Genomic DNA, 20,074 nt, shown 5'->3' with positions numbered 1-20,074 from the left:
AGCCAATGACGGGCTTTTATCACCAGCCATTATTCTGTTTATACAACCCGCGGCTGTAATTGATCTGGTTCAGCGGGATCGGTAAATATTCGTCCCTGTTCTTCCTGAATGAGGCATCGTTGAGGTGTGCGGACCTTGCTTTCTCTACTGTAAAGTAATGATTGATGTATTCCGCCGCAATGCCCCAGCGCACGAGGTCGAAGAAATGATACCCTTCCGTGGCGAATTCCAGGCGGCGCTCCCACCGCAAAGCCTGCCGGGCAAAGGGTTGCGTCCAGGTGCAGTTCACCCCGGGCTGGTAGGAGGAAACCCTGTACCGCGAAGACGGTGTGCCGTCCGGTTTTTTCAGCAGGGCTGTACTGCCGGAGGAGCGGGTGCGCAGGCCGTTGATAAGCGGCAGCGCTTCGTTGTGCCTGCCCAGCTCTATCAGCGCTTCCGCCTTGAACAGCATCACATCGCTGAACCGGATGATATCCCAGTTCTTGGAGCTGGACATGAAAGGCGGGATCTTCTGGAACGAAGGATCATCCGGCGCTACTGCCTCTTTCAGGCTGGCAAATGCATCATACACTTCCGGCGCGCGGGCCCAGGAGCGCTGGAAAACGAACAGGGGCTTGTATTTATACGGCTTGCCGGGGATCGCCACGGTATGATCGAGGCGGGGGTCGAAGCTGCCGGTCTGGTAATCGCCGGACTCGGCAACGTCCGCATCATTGTAATGATCGAACATCGGCAGGCCGTTCGCATCGGTCTTAAATGCATTGATCAGGTCGTGGCTCGGCACATGAAATCCGCAGCAGCCGAACTCCTGGTTCATCGGGTAATTCAGCGCATGCCCGTAATCCAGCCTGCCTTTGGGCGTGCCGTCATCTTTGGAATATTGTATCGCGAACACGGATTCGCGGCTGTTCTCGAACTGTGTGAGGAAATTGTTGCCGTAATCGCCGTTGAGCGTGTATTTTCCGGATGCGATGATCTCGTCGCAAAGCTGGTTCACCTCGTTCAGCTTCGCGATGTTGACGGTCATCACCTCGTTCTTTTCATTCTGCTCGTAAGCCTGGTACAGCATGGTTTTGGCGAGATACGCCTTCGCGGAGAACTGGTTCGCCCTGCCTTTTTCCGGTTGATTAGGCGGCAATTGCGCGGCGGCGGCTCGGAAATCATCGGCGATCTTCGTCCACAACGCATCATTGGAAAGGCTCCGGTTGGATATCGTGTCATATACTGCCCTGTCAACATTTTCATCGATATAAGGCATGTATTTGAACATGATCTTCAGCAGGAAATAAAAATGCCCGCGCAGGAACCGCAGCTCGCCCTGCCGTATTTCCTTGTTGGGATAAGCGGCCGCATCGATGGCGTTGAGGCGCCGCAATGCGTCGTTCACGCGGCCAATGCCCACGTACAGGCGGAACCACACTTCATCGGTCAGGCCATTGTCCGCACGGTTCAGCGAAAATGTTTCCAGCAGGTGGAATTCACTGATGTCGCCCGGCCCGTCGCCGCCCTTGTAAGCGTCGCCGCCGCGGATGCTGCCATAAGCCCAGAGGCTTGTGTAGGGAGAGGTGTAGTGATCGTTGCCCAATGCGGAGTAAGCGGCAATCACCATTTTGTCCACATTCTCGGGTGTATTGAGATCATCATCGGATACAACCCCCTGCGGCGCCTGGTCCAGCGCGTCCTTGCAGGAAAACGCGAACAGGATGATGAATAAGAAGACGTATTTCATAAAATTATTTATTTCAGAGTGAAACATTAAAGCCTGCGGTAACGATAGCCGGGATCGGGAAAGAATGGCCCGGTGCCTCGGGATCCGCCGCCGTGAAGCCTTTGCTCTTGAACGTAAGGATATTGCTGCCCTGGAGGAATACACGCGCATTTTGAATGGCCGTGTTCCGGAAAGCATGCCGCAGGTTATAACCCAGCTGGATGTTCCGCAACTTCAGGTACGACCCGTTCTCGTAGAAATAGGTGGAAGCCCTGCTTTCGTTGTTCCTGTTCACCAGCGTAAGCGCGGGAATGGTGGACGAGGGGTTGGACGGCGTCCAGGCGCTGAGCGTTCTTTCTCCCCAGTTGCTGCCTACCCAAAGCGATGAAAAATCCGTGAACGTTTTGAAATCGTTAAACACCTGGATGCCCTGTACGCCCTGGAGAAAGAAGCTCAGGTCGAAATTTTTGTAAGACAGCTCGAAGTTGAGCCCGTAGATGAGATCAGGATTGCCGTCCGCAATGTAATCCCGGTCTTTATCGTCGATAACATTGTCGCCGTTCAGATCACGGTACCGGATCCTGCCCAGCCCCTTGCCGGTTTGCGCGGGCGAATCGTCCAGGTCTTTCTGCGAGGTGAACAGCCCGTCGGCGATATAACCGAAAGATGAATTGATGGATCGGCCAAGGATGGTCTTGTCTGTTCCGTTACCGGGATAGGAGGTCAGCACCTGGACGGGCAGGTAGGTGACTTTATTGCGGTAAGTGGAAAAGTTTCCTGTAACGGAGAAGCTCAGGCTTTTGGAAATATTGCCGCTGTAAGAAAGCAGCACTTCCAGCCCTTTGTTCTCCATAGACGCGCCGTTGAACCAGTAATTACCGCCTTCGCCCTGTACGGCGAGGTAACCCGGACTGATGAGTATATCGGAAGTTTTCTTGATGAAATAATCCACGGAACCGGTCAGTTTGTTGCCGAACAAACCAAAGTCCACCCCGAAATTCGATTCTGCGGTGCTTTCCCATTTCAGCGAATCGTTGCCTCTTTGTATCCTTGTAAAGCCGGAAGGCAGCTGCCCGGACCCGCCGCCGTTGATATCGTACGCGCTGCCGCTGTCGAAACCCCAGGTGGGGTCCACGCCATAGATAGATGCGTATAACCCATAGGTCGCGTTGTTGTTGATCTCCTGGTTGCCGGATTTACCCCAGCCATAACGGAATTTCAGGTCGGAAATGATATCCTGCCGTTTCATGAACGCTTCCTCGCTGACGCGCCAGCCGACTGAGAACGCGGGGAAAACGCCATAGCGGTACTCTTTACCGAACCGTGAAGAACCGTCCCTGCGAAGGGTTACGGAAGCAAGGTAACGGTCCGCATACACGTAGTTCGCTTTGCCGAAGTACGACAGCAGCGCATAGCCGGACCCGCCGCCGCCATTGTCTTTATTGGAAGAGCCGGCGTCGAGATAGGCGTAATCGATATTTTCGAGCGCATAACCCTGCCTGCTCGCGAAGAACGACTGGCTCATGTATTTGATGTACTCATGCCCCGCCAGGAATTCGAGGCGGTGCTGGCCCAGGTCCAGCTTATAGTTCAGCGTATTTTGCCAGAGCCAGTTGCCGTCGTAGCCCTGGTTGGTGGATGTTTGATTGGAAGGATCGGAGAGGAAACCTGAAACGTACGACTTGCGCAGCGTGCGCTGGTAGTTGCCGTTGTAGTCAATGCCCAGGCTGCTCCTGAAATGCAGGCCGGGAATGATATCCAGGTCAGCATACACGTTCCCGAACACGCGGTAAAAATGATTCCGGTTCTGTTTGTTGTCTTCGATCAGGCGAACGGGATTGTGACGGTCCGTCATACCCGGCGCAGGGCCGCCCCATCCGCCGTCAACACTATGCACAGGCACGACCGGCTGCTGTACGAGCGAAGTGAACAGCACGTCGCCGATGGGGATGAGGGTATTGCGGATATAGGAGAAGTTCAGGTTCTCGCCGATCTTCAGCTTGTTTTTGAAGAAGCTGTAATCGGAGTTCAGGCGGGCGGTGATCTTCTTATTACTGGATTCTTTCACCACGCCTTTGTTATCGTAATACCCCAGCGAGAACAATGCGCTGCCCCTTTCACCGCCGGTGCTCACGGAAATGTTGTATTGCTGGATGATGGACGTTTGGGCAATTTCGTCGTACCAGTAGGTATTGGCGGGGCGCATCGTCTTGTTGGCGTCTATGAATTCGGGGTAGTTGATCTTGTTGAGCACGGGGTTGTCGTAATCGCCGTTCCAGTCGTATTGATAGATCTGGTTGTTGTTCGGATTGGTCCTGTCGTTCACAGCGGCCTGCCAGTAAGCCCTTCCGCGGCCGTCCGCATCGAGCGTCTTTTGTTTGGTGGCATAGAACTGGGTGGAGACGGATGCATCGAAATCGACGCGTGTAAAACCTTTACGCGCTTTTTTCGTGGTCACGATGATGACGCCGTTGGCTGCGCGGGAACCATATATCGTGGCGGATGATGCGTCTTTCAGTACCTGTATCGATTCGATATCATCCTGGTTCAGCTCCTGGAGCCCTCTTTTGGTGGGAACACCGTCTATCACATAGAGCGGATCGTTGTTGCCTAATGTGCCGACGCCGCGGATACGTACGGTGGCCCCGCCGGAAGGGGAGCCGTCGCTGGTGATGAACACGCCGGGAACACGGCCCTGCAGCGCTTTAACGGGATTGCCCAGTGGGATGTCTTTGATGGCTTCAACGTCCACAACAGACACGGCGCCGGTCAGGTCCGCTTTTTTCTGTGCCTGGTAGCCGGTGACCACCACCTCATCCAGGTTGCTGGCGTCTTTGTCCAGCGTTACCTGCAGGTCTCCGCTGGTGGGTACTTTCGCCATGGCCGGCTTCATCCCGATATAGGTGAATGTAAGGATCTCGTTGACGGCGGCCTGTATGGAGAACCTGCCCGCGCTGTCGCTGATAACAGAATGATTGGTTGCCTGTACGCTCACACCGGGAAGTGGAGCGCCGGTGCTTTTTTCTGTGACGGTGCCCGTCACTTTTCGCTGCTGCCCAAAGCTGGTCAGCCCTGCGAGCAGGATGACGATGATTGTCATACAGTATTTCATAACTACGTGGTTTTAAGTATGAATGATCCTTTTCAGAGATTCTGCTTCTTTAATGTCATAGTCGGGGCATGCGCCTTTGTAGGTTGTAATAGTGGCCGCGAGGCGGTTGGCAAAGTCCAGCATATCGGCGGGAGCGGCATTGTCGAGCATCATGGAGATGGTGGCTGCGAGGAAAGCGTCGCCGCTGCCTACCGTGTCCACAACGGCCGTCTTATAACCCGGATGGCTATACGTTTCACCGTTCATGTCCAGGATAGCGCCTTCCGCTCCCCTGGTAAGCACCACGGTGGGGATGCTGAACCGTTCGCGCAGGTACGCGATGCGGGCTTCAGTGACGGCGGGAAGCGAATACCAGCCGGATACCAGCTCCAGCTCGTCGGTGTTCAGCTTGAGCACATCGGCCTGCTGCAGCAGCGATTCGATAAGCGGGCGGTCGAAGTGCGGCGCGCGGAGGTTGATGTCCAGCACTTTCCTGCGCGCCTTTTCCAGCAGGCGGAACAGTGTTTCCCGGGATGCGGGATGGCGGCAGGCGAGACTGCCGAATACAAAATATTCAGCCTGTGCCACCACGGCGAGGTTTCCTTCGTCCGCCGCAATATGGTCCCATGCGGCCGGTGCCACGATCTCGTACGACATGTCGCCGTTCGCATGCTGTTGGGCGTTCACGATACCGGTAGGCACGGTCTCGTCTTCCTGGATGTAACCGGTACTAACGCCTTTGTTCTGAAGTATCTCCAGCAGGCGGCGGCCCCGTTCATCGTTGCCGGTCCGGCTGATCATGGCCGGGTGGCGGCCCAGCTTGTGAAGGTGATAGGCCACGTTCATAGGAGCCCCGCCCGGCTGCGGGCCGGATGGCAGCAGGTCCCAGAGGACCTCGCCAAAGCAGACGACGGGATGACGTGGAATAGACGGTGGAATTTGCATAGTTGTCTGATGTTTATAAATGCGTGATGAGGGTACCCTCCAGTTGTTCCAGTGATTTGCCTTTTGTTTCCGGCATGATCTTCCAAACGAATATCAATTGCAGCACCATCATGATGCAGAAGAACAAAAAGGTGTTCCCGCCCCCGAGATTTTCCGTGAGCATGGGAAATATAAAAGCGATAACGGCCGCCATCACCCAATGCGTCATGCTGCCGAGCGTCTGGCCTTTTGCCCTGACGGTATTCGGGAATATCTCGGAGATGAACACCCATATCACCGCTCCCTGTGAAAAAGCGAAGAAAGCAATGTACACGAGCAAGAATACCGTGACTGCCAAACCGGAGAAATCGTTCAGGTAAAAGGCGCGGGAAACCAGGCCCAGGGTAGTGATCAGCCCAAGCGAACCGATCAGCATCAGCGTCCGCCTGCCAACGCGGTCTATAAAATTGAGGGCCAGCAGGGTGAAGATAAAATTCACCAGGCCGATGCCTACGCTGGACAGCAAAGCGGATTGTTTGCCCAGCCCCGTCATTTCAAATATCCGCGGCGCGTAATAGATAATGGCATTGATCCCGGACACCTGGTTGAATACCGCGAATGCAACGGCAAGGAATACCGGGAAACGGTTCTTCCGGGAAAAAAGCGTTTCATTGCCGGGGGTGTGCATCGTCTGCATGTCCTGCCGGATCAGCTCCATTTCTTTTTTATAACCTTCCGGGTTGATGATCCTGAATGTTTTTTCGGCCTGGTTGAAATCGCCTTTCCGTATCATCAGCCAGCGCGGGCTCTCCGGCACGAACCGCAGCATGATAAGGAACAGCAGGGAAGGAGCGGCCTGCACGCCCAGCATCCATCGCCAGGGAGAATCGCCTTCCTGTCCGATCAGGTAATTGGAAAGATAGGATACGAGGATGCCGAATACGATGTTGAATTGGAAAAGCGCTACCAGCTTGCCTCTTGATGCTGCCGGCGATATCTCGGATATGTATACCGGCGCCGTTACGGAAGATGCGCCCACGCCGATGCCGCCGAGGAACCGGAATACCAGGAAAACGTACCAGTCGGTGGCCAGCGCGGTGCCAAGGGAAGAAAAGAGGTATAAGACCGCTATAATGACCAAAGTATTTTTCCTGCCAAGCCTTTCAGATGGAATGCTGCCGAGCATGGAACCGATGATCGTGCCGATCAGGGCGATCGAAACGGTCAGCCCGTGCGCGAAGCCGTCGAGGCTCCAGTATTGCTGGATGGATTGCTCTGCACCGGAAATGACCGCCGTATCGAAGCCAAAAAGAAAACCGCCAAGGGCTACCGTAATACTCCAGAGGAAAACTTTGTTTTTCATATGTCGTGTGGAATTTTACCCAACTTACGTGTGTTCCCGCCGGAAAACATGAATACCTGTTTCAATCGCTTTTAAAATTGTATCATTTTGAAAATATTTTAATTTGTTGTTGATTATCTTATTAGATAGGTTAATTTGTTTTAATTCGAAATTGATTTTAGATTTTGTACAGCAGATCTTAGATTCCGGATCATTTTGCGGGAGAATTGAAGGGGATTCCGGCGCGTAGTTGGAAGAAAAATTTTACATTAGACCATGTTTCGCTTCCTCGTTATACTGATCTTATTCGCTGGTTGCCGGCCCAAGCCGGAGCAGCGGCATTTCAGGATAGGGTTTTCACAATGCGGCGAAGCGGACCACTGGCGAAAATCCATGCTGGCGGAAATGCAGCGGGAGCTTTCTTTTCATCCGGGCATAGAGCTGATCTACAAGCAGGCGGACGACAACAGCCAGCTGCAGGTGGCGCAGGTACGGGAATTGCTGGCGGAAGGGATCGACTTGCTCATTATTTCCCCGAACGAGGCGAAGCCGCTCACCCCCGTGGTGGAGGAGGTCTTCAACAAAGGCATCCCGGTGATCGTTGTGGACCGGAAGATCGCTTCCACCAGTTACACTAATTATATTGGCGCGGATAATTACGAGATCGGCAGGATCGCCGGCGAATACGTGTCGGCTTTGCTGAAAGGGAAAGGAAATGTGATCGAGGTGGTGGGGCTGCCGGCCTCTTCCCCGGCAATAGAGCGGAAACGCGGGTTCATGGACGGGATCAGCAAACATCCCGGGATCCATATACTGCAACAGGTGCACGGGGACTGGGTGCAGCAGAAATCGGAAGCGGCGCTGGACAGCATCAGCGGCTTCCTGCCGCGGGCGGACCTTGTATTTGCGCATAACGACGTAATGGCCATGGGCGCCCGGGAGGCCAGCATCAGGGCGGGTGCGCGGAACGTGAAGATCATTGGCGTGGATGCGCTGCCCGGGAAGGGAGCCGGCCTGGAAATGGTGTCCGCCAAAGTGCTGAACGCTTCGCTGCTGTACCCGACCGGCGGAACAGAAGCCATCCGCAACGCCATCAGCATATTGAACAAGACGGCCCTGCCTAAAGAAACTTTCCTGCAAACGCTGGTCGTAGACTCCACGAACGTGCGGATGATGCAGCTGCAGACAGATAAGATACTCAACCAGCAAAAAGACATCGAACTGCAGCAGGGTATGATCGCGGAGCAGCTCCGCGTCTATAAAAGCCAGCGCACCATGTTATACGTGCTCGGCATCACCCTCGGCGCGGCCGTGATCTTCGCGGGGCTGCTCTGGTATTCCCGCAACCTCAATAAACAGATCAACCGCAAGCTGGCCCTGCAAAACGAGGAGATCAGCCGGCAAAGCAGGCAGCTGATGGAAATGAGCGAAGCGGCGGCAAAGGCCAACGAAGCCCGCATCACCTTCTTCACCAACATTTCCCATGAAATACGCACCCCGCTTACATTGATCATCGGGCCGCTGGATGAAATGCTGCAGCATTCCAGGCTCCACGGCGGGGACCGGCAGCAGCTGTCGCTGGTGAGAAAGAACGCCAGCCGCCTGCTGCACCTGGTAAACCAGCTGATGGATTTCAGGAAGCTGGAATTCAATAAAATGCAGGTTCGCGCATCCGAGCACGACCTCGTGCTTTTTTGCCATGAGATCGTGGAGATCTTCCAGCACACGGCTCGCCAGAGAGGGATCGACTGCAGGCTGGTGACCTCGGAACGGCACCTGCCCGTGTGGATGGATACCGGCATGATGGACAAGGTGCTGTTTAACCTCATGTCCAATGCCTTCAAATTCACGCCGGACCAGGGTGCGGTGCTCATCAAGCTGGAGAAGCGGGGAGAAGACGCCGTGATCCAGGTGCAGGATACCGGCATCGGCATGTCTGCCGAAGTGATGCAGCATGCGTTCGACATTTTTTACCAGGGAGAAGTAGACAATCATAAAGGCTCCGGCCTGGGGCTGGCGCTATGCAAGGAGCTGGTGCAGCTGCACCACGGCACCATCACGGCCAGCAGCGGGAAGAACAGGGGCACCATCTTCACCGTATCGGTACCATTGGGCAACCGGCATTTCGAACCCGCGGAACTGAGCGGATCCTCCGGCAGGGAAGAGCCGCAGTTTTACACTGCAGACCTGTTGCCCGTGGCGGACGAACCGGGTGAGCAGGCCAAACAGGATAAAAGGTTCGTGATCCTGCTGGTGGAAGACAACCCGGAGCTGCGCGGTTTCATCAAGCACCGCCTGTCTGAAGACTATGAAGTGCTGGAAGCTGAAAACGGCCAGCAGGGCCTGCAGATGGCTTTTGAATACCTGCCTGACGGGATCATCTGCGATGTAATGATGCCGGTGAAAGACGGGCATGCGCTGCTGAAGGAGATCAAGGCGGATGTGAGGACGGCGCATATCCCGGTGGTACTGCTCACGGCAAGGGTGACGCCGGACCAGCAGGTGGAGGGGCTACAGAACAAAGCGGATGCCTACATCCTTAAACCTTTCGATTTTAAAATATTGCAGCATACGCTCACCAGCCTGCTCGCCAACCGCAGCCACATAAAAGAACACTTCACGGCAGACATCCCGGCTGGCCTGAGGAATACGGCCTCCCGCCGGTCTGACCTCCGCTTTGTTTCCGAGTTCACTTCCATCGTGGAGAATAACCTTGGGAATGAAGAATTTTCCATCGAGGATATCTACCGGCAGATGAATATTTCAAAAGTGCAATTGTACCGGAAAGTAAAGGCGCTGATGGGCACTAACGTCAATGAATATATTTTAAATGCGCGTTTGCAGAAAGCGCGGTATTTCCTGCAGCACCAGGAGTACACGGTGGCGGAAGTGGCATACAAGACGGGCTTTTCATCGCCGGCTTATTTCTCCACGGTATTCAAGAGCAAGCTCGGCATTTCACCCACCATGTTCAAAGGAAAAAGTAAAGGCTGATCTTTTAACAAGACCAGCCTTTGCTATAAAAAGGTGTGATAACCTTACGCGTTGCGGTTGATGCAGTTCAGGTCGGTGAACGCTTCTTCCAGGCGGCTCACGAATGTTTCTTCAGCCTTGCGCAGCCAAACGCGGGGATCGTAGTATTTTTTATTGGGTTTATCAGCCCCTTCGGGGTTGCCCAGCTGGTCCTGCAGGTATGCTTCCTTGGATTTGTAATAACCCAGTACGCCTTCCCAGAAAGCCCATTGCATATCGGTATCGATGTTCATTTTGATCACGCCGTAGCCCAGGGTCTCGTTGATCTGGTGCTTGGGTGAGCCGGAACCGCCGTGGAACACGTAAAACACGGGTTTTTTAGCAGTATTGTGTTTTTTCTCAATGTAATCCTGGCTGTTTTTCAGGATCTCGGGGCGCAATTCCACGTTACCCGGGCTGTAAACACCATGTACGTTGCCGAAAGCAGCTGCCACGGTGAAGCGGCTGCCCACCTGGTTGAGGGTTTCGTAGGCGAAGGCCACATCTTCAGGCTGGGTGTACAGCAGGGAGTTTTCCACGCCGGAATTGTCCACGCCATCTTCCTCGCCACCGGTAACGCCCAGCTCGATCTCGATGGACATGCCCAGCTTGTTCATCCTTTCGAAGTATTTTTTGGATATTTCAATATTCTCGTGGATAGGCTCTTCGGAGAGGTCGAGCATGTGAGAGCTGTAGAGCGGCTGGCCGGTTTCTTTTTTGAAAGCTTCGCCGGCAGTAAGCAGGCCGTCTATCCAGGGCAGCCATTTTTTAGCGGCATGGTCTGTATGCAGCACAACGGGTACGCCGTAATATTTGGCTACTTCATGCACATGCCTGGCGCCGGAAATACCGCCGGAAATGTTGGCCTGCAGCTTGTCGTTCGGCATGCCTTTACCGGCAAAGAACTGCGCACCGCCGTTGGAAAACTGGATGATTACCGGGGAATTCACCTTGGCGGCTGTTTCCAGTACTGCATTCACGGAGTTGGTGCCCACCACGTTCACTGCGGGCATGGCAAATTCATTCTGTTTGGCATCATTGTAGAGCGCTTCCAGCTCTTCGCCGAATAATACGCCGGCTTTGTACTTTCCCATAGACGATGATATGTTTTTTATTTTTAAAGGAAAGCAAATATAGGCAATTCAATTTTTAGTTTTCCCGCAAAGTTGACGGCTCGGTGGCAGGCGCAGGCAGCTGCAGCGCGGCTATGGCTGTGTAAACGCTTTCTTCCACCGGCAGGCCCCATTTGCGGAAAAAGAAAGTAAGGTCGTTGCCGGATATTTCGCAGGCCTTCAGCATGAACCAGCTCATTTCGGCCGCATCGCCTGACAGGGAAGGTTTTTCCTGCCGTGCGGCCTTGTGCAGCTTGTGGTAGAATGCGTCGCCGTAAGCCATCCACAGCTGGTGGAACATGCAAAGGCGCACCCATACGTCTGCGCTGTTGCTGTTGAAGTTCCGCTCTGCGTCGCTTTTCGCGAAATACGCGTCCACTTTGGGCCAGGCGTTATCCCTTTTAAGCCTGGAAGGCGTGATGCCCAGCTTGCGCTCCACGGCCAGGGAATAGATGTTCACCGTCACTTCGCCCAGCGCTCCCCAGGTCCAGGCGCCCTGCTGGTGCATATGGCCCAGCTCATGCCAGGGCCCCCAGCCGTCTTTCCCCAGGCCGTTCAGGGTAAGCACGGCGGCCAGCGTGTTCTGGTAATAGGCCGTGCGGTACCAGGTGGCCACCATATAGTAATCCGCGTTGTCTGTTTCGGTCATCAGGTATTTGTGCACGTTCACGTTCTCGGACGGGGAACTGCCGTCCAGCCCGCTGATGGAGTCTTCGATATTGATCACACGGTCCGCCAGGCGCAGCAAGGCATCCTGGTCTTCGGTCTGGTAAGCAAGCGCATTTGCGCGGGACGCCACGATGATCGTACGGTTGCTTACCAGCTGCACGTCGGGCACGTCCGTCATGACGCGGAGGGCTTCCAGCCAGTCTGCGTGCGTGGTTTTGCCCAGCCGGTAAAAAGGCACGGGTTTCTGCCCGCTCACAAATCTCACTTTGGCCATGGAGCCGCCGGGCGCCGAAGCTGTGAAACGCAGGTAAAGCAAGCCTCCCAGCGGGTCCGTAATAGTGTTTTCGCCGCTTTTGAGTTGTACTTCCTGCGGGTTCCATTTGTTGGTGTAGCGGGAGTAGGTGCCTACCAGCAATACCGGCAGTTTGGCGCCGGAAACCTGTTCCACGTTCACTTTCAAGGTAACGTTCGGCGGCAGGTAAAAACCGGTGGGCGTAAAGTCTGACGCGGGAAAGCTTTGCCCCAGCCGTGAGGCTTCTGCTGTGCCGGAAAATACTTCAGCGGCCTGCATCAGGCTGTCTGCTCTTGCAGTGGCGGCCTGCACCGCCACCGGTTTGTTCTTTTCCTCTTCCGGCGTAAGCGGAGACGATGATTTTTTACAGGCAACGCCAAGGAGGATGGCTGCCATAACAATAGAGTAGCTGTTCGTGGACATTCAGATCTGGTTTTTCAGGTGACACGGTAAATGTAGTGTATTCCATTCCGTTAGCAATCCCAACTAACCTGATAAATGACATTTGTGTTACAGAGCTGTAAAAGGGCCGGCCATGGCGGGCCGGCCCTTTGTAAGATAAGCTGTTCACGATAATATATCCGTCACCGTTCTTTATGATCGTTATTTCACGGTAAGGGTATTGCCGCTGATCTCAATGCTATATTTTGTAAGCGCCGCAGTTGCAGGGCCGGTGTTTACCGTTCCGTCAGAATTAAACTTGCTGCCGTGGCCGCAGGCGCTGGCGCATTCGATGATGCCGCCGTTCACGCCTGAAAGCGTGCAGCCCTGGTGCGTGCAGGTGCTGGTTACCGCGGAAAATGATGCGGGAACATTGGCCGCTGCCAGCCTGATGAGCACTACGCCGCCGCTGATGAGGGAACTGCCTACCGTGGTGAGCTGGTTGCCGAGATTCACGGTCAGCCTGGCGTTGCCGCCGCCGGGAGGATTGCCCGGAGGATCGGGCTGGGGATCGTCGCCTTTTCCGCCGCAGGCCGCCAATCCGCCGGTACAGACAATAGCAAGGGTAATGCCCATATTGGACAAAAAGTCTCTTCTTTCCATAATTGAGATGGTTTAAGGTTGTTGGTTGTTTATCAGATTCGTTTTAACGGCTTGTAAAAACGGTTTTTCAGGAAGAGTACGGCAGATGATTTAAACGGGTTGCCTGGAAAAATAAAAATGATGAGAGAGTAGCAGGGTTATCAGCGGAAGATCTTCAGCAGCTCGTTAAAATATCCCGGCGCATGCAGCAGCCTGCTGCCATACCAGGAAAACATCTCTCCATCCACCAGCAGCACGTCCGCATCAGGGAGATACGCTTTTATTTCTTCGATATGTTTTTCCTTAAAAGGATACGGCTCGCTGGACAGCAGCACCAGCCTGCATCCGCTGGCGGCCAGCTGGGCAAGGCTTACGGAAGGATAACGCGGAATGTCCTCAAATACATTCCGCAGCCCGCAGGCATGCAGCATCTGGTGGATGAAGGTATCGTTGCCCGCCACCATCCATGGGTCGCGCCATATGAAATAAGCGGTGGGAATAGCGGTTTGAAGAGGTTGAAGGAGATCGAAACGGTCGCGGATATTTTGTGTAAGCTGGTGGGCGGCGTGGCGTTTGGAGAGGATGTCTCCGAGAGAAGTGATCATATCCAGCGCATCGTTGAGGGTGTGGATATCGCTGACCCAAACGGGGTAATCCTTTGCGAGGGATTCCACCTGTTCCTTTTCGTTTTCTTCTTTATTGGCGATGATCAGGTCGGGGCGGAGGGAAGCGATCACTTCAGGCTTTACCTGTTTGGTGCCGCCCACGCGGGTTTTGGAGCGGAACCATTCTTCCGGGTGGATGCAGAATTTCGTGATGCCGGCCACATCGGCCCCCAGGTCGTACAATAATTCGGTTTGCGAAGGCACCAGCGATACAATGCGCTGCGGCGGCGAAGGGATATCCACCCTGCGGCCTGTCTGATCTGTATAAAGCATGTGCGGATATTAATTGCCCAGCGCCTGGATGATGTCATATTTGGTCACGATATGATGCGCGCCGGTATCGTCCTGCGTGAGCACGGCGCCATTTTCCTTGTTGATATAAACGGCCAGCTTTTCGATCGGCGTATCCATCGCTACCACCGGGAACGCTTTGTGCATCACGCTTTGCACGGATGCTTCCTTCAGCTCGGGCTGGTCTATGAGTTTGCTGAACAGCCCGCCTTCCGAAATGGCGCCAATGATCTGTCCGTTCTGCAACACGGGCAGGTGCTCTATGTCGAATTTCTTCATTTTGGCAATGGCCTCGTGTACTTTTTCTTCCGGCGTAATGGTCACCAGCGGCAGGTTGCGGCGGCTGTTCACTACATCCTTCACGGTCTTTACATCCAGGAAGCCGCGTTCCATCATCCATTGGTCGTTGTATACCTTGCCCACGTAGCGGCTGCCGTGGTCGTGGAAAACCACTACCACAACATCCGTCGGTTTCAGTTTGCTCTTCAGTTGCTGAAGCCCTGCCATGGCCGATCCTGCGGAGTAACCCACAAAAATTCCCTCTTCTTTCGAAATACGGCGGGCCATGACGGCGCCGTCCTTATCGGTCACTTTTTCGAAGTGGTCTATCACGCTCATGTCGTAGTTCTGCGGCACGAAGTCTTCCCCGATGCCTTCGGTGATGTAAGGATGCACTTCATTCATGTCCAGCTCGCCGGTATCGAAGAACTTCTTCAGCAGGGAACCGTAGCTGTCTATGGCCCATACCTGGATGGCAGGGTTCTTTTCTTTCAGGAACCTGCCTGCGCCGGTAATGGTGCCGCCGGTGCCGGTGGCCACTACCAGGTGGGTGATCTTCCCGTCCGTCTGCTCCCATATTTCAGGGCCGGTCTGCTCATAATGCGCGTCGCGGTTGGCGAGGTTGTCGTATTGATTGACGTAAAAGGAATTCGGTATTTCGGTGGCCAGGCGCCTGCTCACGGAGTAGTATGACTTTGGGTCTTCCGGCAGCACATTGGTGGGGCATACGATCACTTCGGCGCCTACTGCCTTAAGGATGTCCACCTTTTCTTTGGATTGTTTATCTGTCGTGGTAAAAATGCATTTATAACCTTTCACGATGGCGGCCAGCGCAAGGCCCATACCGGTATTGCCTGAAGTGCCTTCGATGATGGTGCCGCCGGGTTTCAGCAGGCCGCGTTTTTCGGCTTCTTCCACCATTCTCACGGCCATGCGGTCTTTGATGGAGTTGCCGGGGTTAAAGAATTCCACTTTTGCAAACACGGGGCAGGGCAGCCCTGCGCTCACACGGTGGAGCTTCACCAATGGGGTATTGCCGATTGTTTCAAGTATGTTTTCGCAGTAGTTCATAAGTTTTGGTGCTTGGAAAACGAAATTAAGGTAATTGGTTGAATGATGATTTATATTTGCTTTTATGAATAATATCTTCATCACCGGTATTGGTACCGGCGTAGGCAAAACGGTGGCGTCGGCCTGTGTTGCGGAGGCCCTGGGCGCGCTGTACTGGAAGCCGGTGCAGGCGGGCCTGCAGGATGCTACGGACACGCAGACCGTACGCTCCCTGCTCAGCGAACCCGGCAACGCGAAGGAAGAGCTGTACCGCCTCAGGATGCCCGCATCGCCGCACCTGGCGGCGCGCAGCGAAGGCATTACGATCTATGAGGACCGTATCATCGAACATGCGAAGCAGTTCCAGCAGCCTGGCAAATCTTTGGTGATCGAAGGCGCGGGCGGGCTCATGGTGCCGCTCAGCGGACAGTATTTCACGCTGGACCTGATCAAGGCGCTCGGCGCGAAAGTGATCATCGTGTCGCAGAATTATCTCGGCAGCATCAATCACAGCCTGCTCACGGCCATGGCCCTGCGCAACGCTGAGATACCGGTGCTGGGCTGGATCTTCAACGGCGACCATCATACCAACGAAGACGATATCATCAGCTGGAGCCGTTACCACCGCATCACACGCATCCCGCGGGCGCGCAGGCTGAACCGGGATTTTGTGGCCGTGCAGGCGGAATTGATGCGGCCTGCTTTGCAGCAGCTGCTTTCCGCGGGATAACAGTAATCTTTAAACGAAGCCCGACATCCAATGCCATTATTCAAAAAGGATATCCGGAAAGACTATCTTGCAAAACGGCTTGCGCTGGGCGCTGAAGAGTGGGCCAGCCTGAATGCCGCGCTGCTGGAGCATTGCAGGGAGCTGCAGCTGGGTGGGCCTTCTTATATTCATCTTTTTCTGCCTATCTCCGCCAAAAAGGAAGTGGACACCTACCCGCTGGCGGAATGGCTGAAGCAGCAATACCCGGGCGTACAGCTGGTGCTGAGCCGCTCTTACCTGGCAACCGGCAATATGCAGCATTTCCGGTGGGACGATGCGACCCGCCTCGTGCATAATTCCTACGGCATCCCCGAGCCTGAAAGCGGCGAACTGGTGGCCCCGCAGGACATCGATGTGGTGTTTGTGCCCATGCTGGCCTTCGACAAAACAGGCCAGCGTGTAGGCTATGGCAAAGGCATGTACGACGCTTTCCTGCAGCAATGCCGGCCCGGTGTGAAGGCCATCGGCCTCAGCCTGTTCGGCCCGCTGCCCGAGCCGGTGGCAGACGCTTACCGCGGCGATGTGCCCATGGATGCAGTGGTGACGCCCGGCGGCGTTTTTTATTTTTCAGCTTAAAATGAGAGTCCCGTGTGGCAATACCTGAACTACCTTTTATACCCGTTTTCCCTTTTATACGGCCTGGTACTGTGGATACGTAACCGCCTATACGATAATGGCGTGCTCACCTCCGTGGAGTTCGACCTGCCCGTGATCGCCGTAGGCAACCTGTCTGTAGGCGGCACCGGCAAAACCCCGCATGTGGAATACCTGATCCGCCTGCTGAAAGGGCCTTACAACATCGCCACCCTCAGCCGCGGCTACAACCGGCGGACCAAAGGTTTCCTGCTGGCAAAGGCAGATACCACCGCGGCGGACATCGGGGACGAGCCCATGCAATTCCACCGGAAGTTTCCCGGCATTACCGTATGCGTGGGTGAAGAACGGATGCTGGCTGTGCCCGAGCTGCTGGGCGAAAGGCCGGAAACCCAGGTGATACTGCTGGACGACGCTTTCCAGCACCGCTCCATCAAACCCGGGCTGAATCTCATGGTGACGGACTACAGCCGTCTTTTCACACGCGATCACGTAGTGCCTTTCGGGCGGCTGCGTGAAGGCAGAAAAGGTTATCACCGGGCAAACGGGATCATTGTCAGCAAATGCCCGCCGGACCTTAGCCGGGCGGAACAGGACGGCCTGCGCGCCGAGATACAGCCATTGCCGCACCAGCGGCTGTTTTTCACCACGCTGCGGTACGGGCAGCCGGTGGATATGCTGACGAATGAAACAGCGGAAATACCCGCCGCAGCAAGCATTCTCGTAGTTTGCGGCATTGCGCGGCCCGAGCCTTTGGTACAACATTTGCTGCAACGGTACAAAAACGTACACCTGCTCTCTTTCCCGGACCATTACTACTATACGCAGAAAGACCTGGACAAGATCAAGCTGGAGCTTGACCAGCTGGACGGGGACCAAAAGTTCATTATCACCACCGAAAAGGACGCCGTAAGGCTGCATTTGCTGCGCGAACGGATCGGCGATATGCAATTGCCCTTCAAAGTGATGCCTGTCGAAGTAGCCTTCCTGTCGGGAGAGGAGGAATCGTTTAATAGTTTTATTTTTGATTATGTTGCAAACAGTATGTTAGCGGCTGAGAATGGACAGGCCGGATAATACACACCGCACCCTAAAAATCATGTCAATGAAGAAGAAGAAACCCAAGAAGGACAGCAGCCAGAAGAAGACCTATAAAGGCATTGTGGATGTGACCCGCTCCGGGATGGCCTTTGTAGCGGTAGAAGGCCTGCCGAGCGACATTATGGTAAAACAGAAGAACCTGAACACCGCGCTGGACGGCGACGAAGTGCTGGTGGACGTGATCCGCCAGGGCAAAGGTCCCGGCCGCATGGAAGGGTTCATTACCGATGTGCTGAAACGTAAGAAGACCGAGTTTACCGGCACTATCCAGCTAAGCAAGACCTTCGCTTTCCTGGTGCCTGAAAAAGGAGCCGGGGTACCCGATATCTATATTCCCGAAAATTCACTCAAAGAAGCGAAAAACGGCGATAAGGCCGTGGTGCGCATCGTGGCCTGGGGGGAAAAGACCCGCAAGCCCGTCGGCGAAATAGTGGAAATACTCGACGCGTCGGACGCGAACGACCTGGCCATGAAGGAAATACTCGTGGAAAGCGGCTTCCCGCTGCATTACCCTGATGAAGTGCTGGAAGAAGTGGCCACCATCAAAGAAAACATTACCGCCGAAGAGATCGGCCAACGCAAAGACTTCCGTAAAATACTCACCTTTACCATCGACCCGGTAGATGCGAAGGATTTTGACGACGCCCTTTCCATCCGCCGGCTGAAGAACGGCCTGCTGGAAATTGGCGTGCATATCGCGGATGTGAGCCATTACGTGGAGCCGCTTACCGCGCTGGACAAAGAAGCCGAAAAACGCGCCACCTCCGTATACCTGCCGGATCGTGTGCTGCCCATGCTGCCGGAGAAGATATCCAACGAGCTGTGCTCGCTGCGGCCGCATGAGGACAAGCTTACGTTCTCCGCCGTGTTCCAGATAAACGACAAGGCGGAAGTAAAACAATTCTGGCTGGGCCGCACCGTGATCCATTCCGCGCACCGCTTCACCTACGAAGAAGTGCAGGAGATCATCGAGAAAGGCGAGGGGCCTTACGACCAGGAAGTGCTGCTGCTGAATAACCTGGCGCAAACCATGCGCAAAAAACGGTTCAGCGAAGGGGCCATCAATTTCTCTTCGCAGGAAGTGCGCTTCCAGCTGGATGAAAGCGGCAAGCCCATCGGCGTTACCATCAAGGAAAGCAAGGAGGCCCACCAGCTGATCGAAGAGTTTATGCTGCTGGCGAACAAGACAGTGGCCGAATACGTGTCCAAACAAAAAGTGAACAAGAACCCCGTGCCTTTCCCTTACCGCGTGCACGATACGCCGGACGAGGAAAAGATGCATGTATTTGCCGTATTTGCGAGTAAATTCGGGTATAAATTCGATGTGAACAGCCCGGAAACGATCGCCGCATCCTTCAACAAGATGCTGCAGCTGGTGCAGGGCAAGCCTGAGCAGCACGTGCTGGAAACGCTGGGCATCCGTACCATGGCCAAAGCGGCCTACACTACGGAGAACATCGGCCACTACGGTCTTGGGTTCATGCATTACTGCCACTTCACCTCGCCCATCAGGCGGTATCCTGATGTGCTGGTGCACCGCATCCTGGCGCAATGCCTGGCCGAAGACATCAAGATAGACAAGCTGCTGGAAAAGCGCTGCAAACATTCCTCCGAAATGGAAAGGAAAGCCATGGACGCGGAACGCGCCGGCAACAAGTACAAACAGGTGGAATACATGCAGCAGTTCATCGGCGAAACCTTCGAGGCCGTCGTGAGCGGCGTGGCGCATTTCGGCTTCTGGGCGGAAACGGTGGAGGCCAAATGCGAAGGGTTGATCAGCATCCACAACCTCAGCGAGGATTTCAGGCATTCAGAATCCGAATACGCGCTGATAGGCATGCAAAGCGGCCGCAGGATCAGGATAGGAGACAGGGTGACCATCCAGGTAGTGGCCGCCAGCCTCGCCAAACGCCAGCTGGATTACGACCTGGTGGAAGCGGAAACGGAAGACGACGGCGGCAAACGCCCGTCTAAACGCAGAAGCGCTGAAATGCCCAGGGAAGGCGTGCGCACAAAAAGCGTGGCGTCGCCGGACAGGGAAGCAAAACAAAAGAGCGCCGGCAAACAAGGCAGCAGGGGCCGCAAACCCGCGGCGGACGCTAAGCCGGCTGCCAGGAAGAAAAAGAAGTAACAGCAGAACCAGAAGAATATA

At 54.8% G+C, this 20,074-nt stretch carries 14 protein-coding genes; 5 read left to right on the top strand and 9 right to left on the bottom strand.

Annotated elements, in window-relative coordinates:
• Window positions 1-19: 19 nt before the first annotated feature.
• Genes ACTJIK_RS24455 through ACTJIK_RS24440 form a run of 4 tightly spaced genes read right to left on the bottom strand, consistent with a single transcriptional unit; the run spans window position 20 to window position 7,086 of the window.
• Window positions 20-1,729: a RagB/SusD family nutrient uptake outer membrane protein gene (locus ACTJIK_RS24455; RefSeq protein ID WP_440650176.1), complete on the bottom strand. Its 1,710-nt coding sequence runs from the start codon at window positions 1,727-1,729 to the stop codon at window positions 20-22.
• 13 nt (window positions 1,730-1,742) lie between these two features.
• Entirely contained in the window at window positions 1,743-4,820 is a 3,078-nt protein-coding gene (locus ACTJIK_RS24450) for a SusC/RagA family TonB-linked outer membrane protein (RefSeq protein ID WP_440650175.1), read from the bottom strand.
• Window positions 4,821-4,832: 12 nt separating this feature from the next.
• Entirely contained in the window at window positions 4,833-5,744 is a 912-nt protein-coding gene (locus ACTJIK_RS24445; protein WP_440650174.1) for a carbohydrate kinase family protein, read from the bottom strand.
• Between the two features lie 13 nt (window positions 5,745-5,757).
• The gene (locus tag ACTJIK_RS24440) at window positions 5,758-7,086 is read right to left on the bottom strand and encodes a sugar porter family MFS transporter (RefSeq protein WP_440650173.1); all 1,329 of its coding nucleotides are present in this window, start codon (window positions 7,084-7,086) and stop codon (window positions 5,758-5,760) included.
• A gap of 255 nt (window positions 7,087-7,341) precedes the next feature.
• Between ACTJIK_RS24440 and ACTJIK_RS24435 the strand changes: the two genes are divergently transcribed.
• A complete protein-coding gene (locus tag ACTJIK_RS24435; RefSeq protein ID WP_440650172.1) occupies window positions 7,342-10,059 on the top strand; it encodes a hybrid sensor histidine kinase/response regulator transcription factor in 2,718 nt (905 codons plus the stop codon).
• A gap of 44 nt (window positions 10,060-10,103) precedes the next feature.
• Here the strand turns inward: ACTJIK_RS24435 and fbaA are convergent, their stop codons facing one another.
• From fbaA to ACTJIK_RS24410, 5 genes are all read right to left on the bottom strand, one after another.
• A complete protein-coding gene (fbaA, locus tag ACTJIK_RS24430; RefSeq protein WP_440650171.1) occupies window positions 10,104-11,171 on the bottom strand; it encodes a class II fructose-bisphosphate aldolase in 1,068 nt (355 codons plus the stop codon).
• 55 nt (window positions 11,172-11,226) lie between these two features.
• Complete coding sequence (locus tag ACTJIK_RS24425; protein ID WP_440650170.1) at window positions 11,227-12,573, bottom strand: M60 family metallopeptidase; 1,347 nt, start codon at window positions 12,571-12,573, stop codon at window positions 11,227-11,229.
• Window positions 12,574-12,753: 180 nt separating this feature from the next.
• Window positions 12,754-13,194 (bottom strand): ubiquinol-cytochrome c reductase iron-sulfur subunit, encoded by a 441-nt coding sequence (locus ACTJIK_RS24420; protein WP_440650169.1) that lies wholly within the window; start codon window positions 13,192-13,194, stop codon window positions 12,754-12,756.
• 140 nt (window positions 13,195-13,334) lie between these two features.
• The gene (locus ACTJIK_RS24415; RefSeq protein ID WP_440650168.1) at window positions 13,335-14,111 is read right to left on the bottom strand and encodes a helical backbone metal receptor; all 777 of its coding nucleotides are present in this window, start codon (window positions 14,109-14,111) and stop codon (window positions 13,335-13,337) included.
• Window positions 14,112-14,120: 9 nt separating this feature from the next.
• Window positions 14,121-15,479, bottom strand: a complete 1,359-nt coding sequence (locus ACTJIK_RS24410) for a pyridoxal-phosphate dependent enzyme (protein ID WP_440650167.1) — start codon at window positions 15,477-15,479, stop codon at window positions 14,121-14,123.
• Between the two features lie 64 nt (window positions 15,480-15,543).
• Here ACTJIK_RS24410 and bioD point away from each other — a divergent pair, with 64 nt between their 5' ends.
• The 4 genes from bioD to rnr are packed head-to-tail and all read left to right on the top strand — an operon-like array spanning window position 15,544 to window position 20,053.
• Window positions 15,544-16,188 (top strand): dethiobiotin synthase, encoded by a 645-nt coding sequence (bioD, locus tag ACTJIK_RS24405; protein WP_440650166.1) that lies wholly within the window; start codon window positions 15,544-15,546, stop codon window positions 16,186-16,188.
• 30 nt (window positions 16,189-16,218) lie between these two features.
• The gene (locus tag ACTJIK_RS24400; RefSeq protein WP_440650165.1) at window positions 16,219-16,803 is read left to right on the top strand and encodes a 5-formyltetrahydrofolate cyclo-ligase; all 585 of its coding nucleotides are present in this window, start codon (window positions 16,219-16,221) and stop codon (window positions 16,801-16,803) included.
• 12 nt (window positions 16,804-16,815) lie between these two features.
• Window positions 16,816-17,898, top strand: a complete 1,083-nt coding sequence (gene lpxK / locus ACTJIK_RS24395) for a tetraacyldisaccharide 4'-kinase (protein WP_440650164.1) — start codon at window positions 16,816-16,818, stop codon at window positions 17,896-17,898.
• 28 nt (window positions 17,899-17,926) lie between these two features.
• A complete protein-coding gene (rnr, locus tag ACTJIK_RS24390; RefSeq protein WP_440650163.1) occupies window positions 17,927-20,053 on the top strand; it encodes a ribonuclease R in 2,127 nt (708 codons plus the stop codon).
• Window positions 20,054-20,074 lie beyond the last annotated feature (21 nt).

Source organism: Chitinophaga sp. 22620 (genome assembly GCF_052044405.1).
Lineage (GTDB): Bacteria > Bacteroidota > Bacteroidia > Chitinophagales > Chitinophagaceae > Chitinophaga.
Note: the sequence above shows the minus strand (reverse complement) of the source record. Positions and strands in the feature narration are given on the sequence as shown.

Excerpts from the sequence above, each read along its gene's own strand:
- ACTJIK_RS24455 (WP_440650176.1), bottom strand. The coding sequence starts at position 1,729 with ATGAAATACGTCTTCTTATTCATCATCCTGTTCGCGTTTTCCTGCAAG.
- ACTJIK_RS24450 (WP_440650175.1), bottom strand. The coding sequence starts at position 4,820 with ATGAAATACTGTATGACAATCATCGTCATCCTGCTCGCAGGGCTGACC.
- ACTJIK_RS24445 (WP_440650174.1), bottom strand. The coding sequence starts at position 5,744 with ATGCAAATTCCACCGTCTATTCCACGTCATCCCGTCGTCTGCTTTGGC.
- ACTJIK_RS24440 (WP_440650173.1), bottom strand. The coding sequence starts at position 7,086 with ATGAAAAACAAAGTTTTCCTCTGGAGTATTACGGTAGCCCTTGGCGGT.
- ACTJIK_RS24435 (WP_440650172.1), top strand. The coding sequence starts at position 7,342 with ATGTTTCGCTTCCTCGTTATACTGATCTTATTCGCTGGTTGCCGGCCC.
- fbaA (WP_440650171.1), bottom strand. The coding sequence starts at position 11,171 with ATGGGAAAGTACAAAGCCGGCGTATTATTCGGCGAAGAGCTGGAAGCG.
- ACTJIK_RS24425 (WP_440650170.1), bottom strand. The coding sequence starts at position 12,573 with ATGTCCACGAACAGCTACTCTATTGTTATGGCAGCCATCCTCCTTGGC.
- ACTJIK_RS24420 (WP_440650169.1), bottom strand. The coding sequence starts at position 13,194 with ATGGAAAGAAGAGACTTTTTGTCCAATATGGGCATTACCCTTGCTATT.
- ACTJIK_RS24415 (WP_440650168.1), bottom strand. The coding sequence starts at position 14,111 with ATGCTTTATACAGATCAGACAGGCCGCAGGGTGGATATCCCTTCGCCG.
- ACTJIK_RS24410 (WP_440650167.1), bottom strand. The coding sequence starts at position 15,479 with ATGAACTACTGCGAAAACATACTTGAAACAATCGGCAATACCCCATTG.
- bioD (WP_440650166.1), top strand. The coding sequence starts at position 15,544 with ATGAATAATATCTTCATCACCGGTATTGGTACCGGCGTAGGCAAAACG.
- ACTJIK_RS24400 (WP_440650165.1), top strand. The coding sequence starts at position 16,219 with ATGCCATTATTCAAAAAGGATATCCGGAAAGACTATCTTGCAAAACGG.
- rnr (WP_440650163.1), top strand. The coding sequence starts at position 17,927 with ATGAAGAAGAAGAAACCCAAGAAGGACAGCAGCCAGAAGAAGACCTAT.